The organism is Bradyrhizobium sp. P2_E8 (assembly GCF_056403875.1).
In genome coordinates this window covers 1-3,486 of the sequence record NZ_JBFUES010000812.1, presented here as the reverse complement: position 1 = coordinate 3,486, position 3,486 = coordinate 1, and the positions used below count along the sequence as shown (strand labels likewise).

At 64.8% G+C, this 3,486-nt stretch carries 4 protein-coding genes; 1 reads left to right on the top strand and 3 read right to left on the bottom strand.

Annotated features, from left to right (window positions below; all coding sequences use genetic code 11):
• Together ppdK and AC1D00_RS32290 are read right to left on the bottom strand one after the other, a co-directional pair.
• On the bottom strand, positions 1-2,020 hold a 2,020-nt coding region (ppdK, locus tag AC1D00_RS32295; protein WP_477013451.1), incomplete at its 3' end, for a pyruvate, phosphate dikinase.
• A 96-nt stretch (positions 2,021-2,116) separates the two neighbouring features.
• The gene (locus AC1D00_RS32290) at positions 2,117-2,272 is read right to left on the bottom strand and encodes a DUF3096 domain-containing protein (protein ID WP_074077234.1); all 156 of its coding nucleotides are present in this window, start codon (positions 2,270-2,272) and stop codon (positions 2,117-2,119) included.
• Between the two features lie 224 nt (positions 2,273-2,496).
• On the opposite strand from AC1D00_RS32290, the gene AC1D00_RS32285 reads away from it, so the two are divergent.
• Positions 2,497-2,850 carry a DUF1236 domain-containing protein gene (locus AC1D00_RS32285; RefSeq protein ID WP_027543608.1) on the top strand — a complete coding sequence of 118 codons (354 nt, stop codon included), beginning with the start codon at positions 2,497-2,499 and terminating at the stop codon, positions 2,848-2,850.
• 310 nt (positions 2,851-3,160) lie between these two features.
• Here AC1D00_RS32285 and AC1D00_RS32280 read toward each other — a convergent pair.
• Positions 3,161-3,486 (bottom strand): DALR anticodon-binding domain-containing protein (locus tag AC1D00_RS32280; protein WP_477013450.1); only part of this gene is annotated, 326 nt, incomplete at its 5' end.

Here is a 3,486-nt window from a genome sequence, read left to right as displayed (position 1 = left end):
TCTCCTCGAAGAACATGTGCTCGGTGCGGCACAGGCCGATGCCTTCCGCACCGAACTTGATCGCGGTGCGCGCGTCGTCCGGCGTATCGCCATTGACGCGAACGCCGATCTTGCGGACCTGGTCGGCCCACTTCATCAGCGTGCCGAACTCGCCGGACAACTCCGGCTCGATCATCGGCATGCGGCCGGCGAGCACCTGGCCGAGCGAGCCGTCGATGGTGATGACGTCGCCGGTCTTGAAGGTGCGCGAGCCGATGCTCATGGTGCCGCGGCCGTAATCGACGCGGATGGTGCCGCAGCCGGAGACGCAGGGCTTGCCCATGCCGCGCGCGACCACCGCCGCATGCGAGGTCATGCCGCCGCGGGTGGTGAGGATGCCTTCGGCGGCGTGCATGCCGTGGATGTCCTCGGGGCTGGTCTCGATGCGGACCAGAATCACCTTGCGGCCGTCGGCCTGAAGCTTGGCCGCTTCGTCCGAGGAGAACACGATCTCGCCGGAGGCAGCACCGGGCGAAGCCGGCAGGCCCGTCGCGATCACGTCGCGCTTGGCGTTGGGATCGATGGTCGGATGCAGCAGCTGATCGAGCGAGGCCGGATCGATCCGCGTCACCGCTTCCTTCTTGGTGATCAGCCCCTCATTGGCGAGCTCGACCGCGATGCGCAGCGCCGCCTTGGCGGTGCGCTTGCCGCCGCGGGTCTGGAGCATCCACAGCTTGCCCTGCTCGACCGTGAACTCCATGTCCTGCATGTCGCGGTAGTGCTTCTCGAGCAGCGTGTAGATCCGCGTCAGCTCCTTGAAGGCCTCCGGCATCGCCGCTTCCATCGACGCCTTGTCGGAGCCCGACTCTTTCCGCGCTTCCTCGGTGATGTCCTGCGGCGTGCGGATGCCCGCCACCACGTCCTCGCCTTGCGCGTTGATCAGGAACTCGCCGTAGAGCTTGCTCTCGCCGGTCGAGGGATTGCGCGTGAAGGCGACGCCGGTTGCCGACGTATCGCCCATGTTGCCGAACACCATGGCCTGCACGTTGACCGCGGTGCCCCAGGATTCCGGAATGTCGTGCAGCTTGCGGTAGGTCACCGCGCGCGCGTTCATCCAGGATGAAAACACAGCGCCGATCGCGCCCCAGAGCTGGTCGTGCGGATCCTGCGGAAAATCCTTCCCGGTCTCGCGGGCGACCGCGTCCTTGTACTTGCCGACGAGCTCGACCCAATCCTCCGCCGACAGGTCGGTGTCGAGCGTGTAGCCCTGGCTGTCCTTGAAGGTGTCGAGGATTTCCTCGAAGTGATGATGCTCGAAGCCGAGCACCACGTCGGAATACATGGTGATGAAGCGGCGATAGCTGTCATAGGCGAAGCGGCGGTCGCCGGACAGTTCCGAGAGCGCTTCCACGGTCTCGTCGTTGAGGCCGAGATTGAGCACGGTGTCCATCATGCCCGGCATCGAGGCGCGCGCGCCGGAGCGCACGGAGACGAGCAGCGGGTTCCTGGTGTCGCCGAACACCTTGCCGGTCAACTTGCCGACATGGTCGAGCGCCTTCTCAACCTGCGACTGCAACTCCTTCGGGTAGGTCTTGCCGTGTGCGTAGAAGTAGGTGCAGACCGAGGTCGGGATGGTGAAACCGGGAGGCACCGGCAGACCGAGATTGGCCATCTCGGCGAGGTTGGCGCCCTTGCCGCCGAGCAGGTCGCGCATCTCCGTCCGGCCCTCGGCCTTGCCGTCACCGAACGTGAACACCCATTTGCCGGCCTTGGCCGAAGCTGGCGCGGCCTTGGCTGGCGCAGCCTTGCTCGGTGCGGGCTTCAGAGCGACCTTGGCGGCGGCCTTCGGCGCAACCGGCTTGGTCGCAGCCTTTACGACAGACTTGGCGGCGGGCTTCGCAGCCGACTTGGCCACGGGTTTGGCAACCGGCTTCGAAGCGCTCTTGGGAAGCGCCTTGCGGGCCGCCGGCGCGGCTTTCGCCTTGGCGGAGGACTTTGATTTCGCTGGTATTTTCTTAGGCTTCGAGGCGGCTTTGGCCATAGCTTGCACACAACCTGCGAGAGGAAAGGGAAATCGCGCGCCTTACACCACTTTGGGCAGGCCCGCGCAAGTCGAAGAGTTCCGGAAAATGAAGGCCTAGAGATGGAGCCACTTCAACAATCCGAGCCCGATCGCACCATTTATGATGAGAAAGATCGCGACGATGAGGTTGAGAAGCCGCGGCATGATCAGGATGAGCACGCCCGCAATCAACGACAGGATCGGCGAAATGTGGGCGACGGTGATGTGCATGAATTATCTTTCCGTGGAGGTGGGGCGAATCGCGGGCGGATCATAGCGGACCCGGTTCCGCGGGTAGAGACGCACTAGGGGTCGCACGAGTTCCGGGCTTCGCGAAAACTGCCCAAAAATGCCGCGAATGCGGCAAGGCATTTTCCGGAACATCGCGCGCGTCGCAGCATTGGCAACCGGTCGCGCCATTGGCGCCGGCTAAAATCATGTCGAAGGAGTTGCCCATGCGGAACAGGATTCTCGCTCTCGCCGCGCTTGGCGTCGCGCTCGGTGCGCCGGTTGCGGCACAGGCGCAAACAGGCATTACGGTTGGACGCGCGCCCGTCGTGGTCGACAGCGGCCCGACGATTGCGGTCGAACAGCGGCCAGCCTTCCGCGATTATGTCGTCGAACAACGTGTGCCGGCCTTCCGCATTCCGGATCGCGTGGTGGTCGGAGCCACGTTACCGGAGAGCGGCGTGACCTATTATGACGTGCCGCAACGTTTCGGCGCCACCACCTATCGCTACACCGTCGTGAACGGCGAGACCGTGCTGGTCGAGCCGCGCTCGCGGCGCATCGTCGAGGTGCTGGACTAGATCCTCGACGGACACGTTCCTTCGAGCGAACCGGTATCCACTTCGCTCGAAAACGCATCGTTCAACTCGATGTCCGGCGCGTCAAATCAGGCTGACGCGTGCAGTGTTAAATCGGACATCAGGCCCCGCCCGGTCTCCCCCCTCCGGGTGGGGCTTTTTTGCGCGGTCTCGTGTCCCGGACGCGACGCAGCGCATAGCGGTGCGGCGCAGAGCCGGGACCCAGGAGCTCCGAACACGCCGCGCCATGGGCCCCGGCTCTGCAGCGCACCGCTGAAGAAGCGCGCTGCGCTGCRTCCGGGGCACGGGAGCCCTAATCCTGGATCTTCGAAAAATCCGCGACCGCACGCGTGGCGCTGCGGATCTCGTTCAGCAGCTTCAGGCGGTTCTCGCGCACCTTCGGATCGTCGTCGTTGACGCGGACCTTGTCGAAGAACGCATCCACCGGCGGGCGCAGCTTCGCCATCGCGCTCATCGCGGCGGCAAAGTCCTCCTTGGCGACGGCAGCGCTTGCTTCCGCCTGCACCTCGCCGATCGCCTTGGCCAGCGCCTTCTCCTCGCCGAGGCTGTAGAGCGCAGCATCGGGCGCACCGTCGAACGTGCGCTTGTCCTTCTTCTCCTCGATCGAGAGGATGTTGC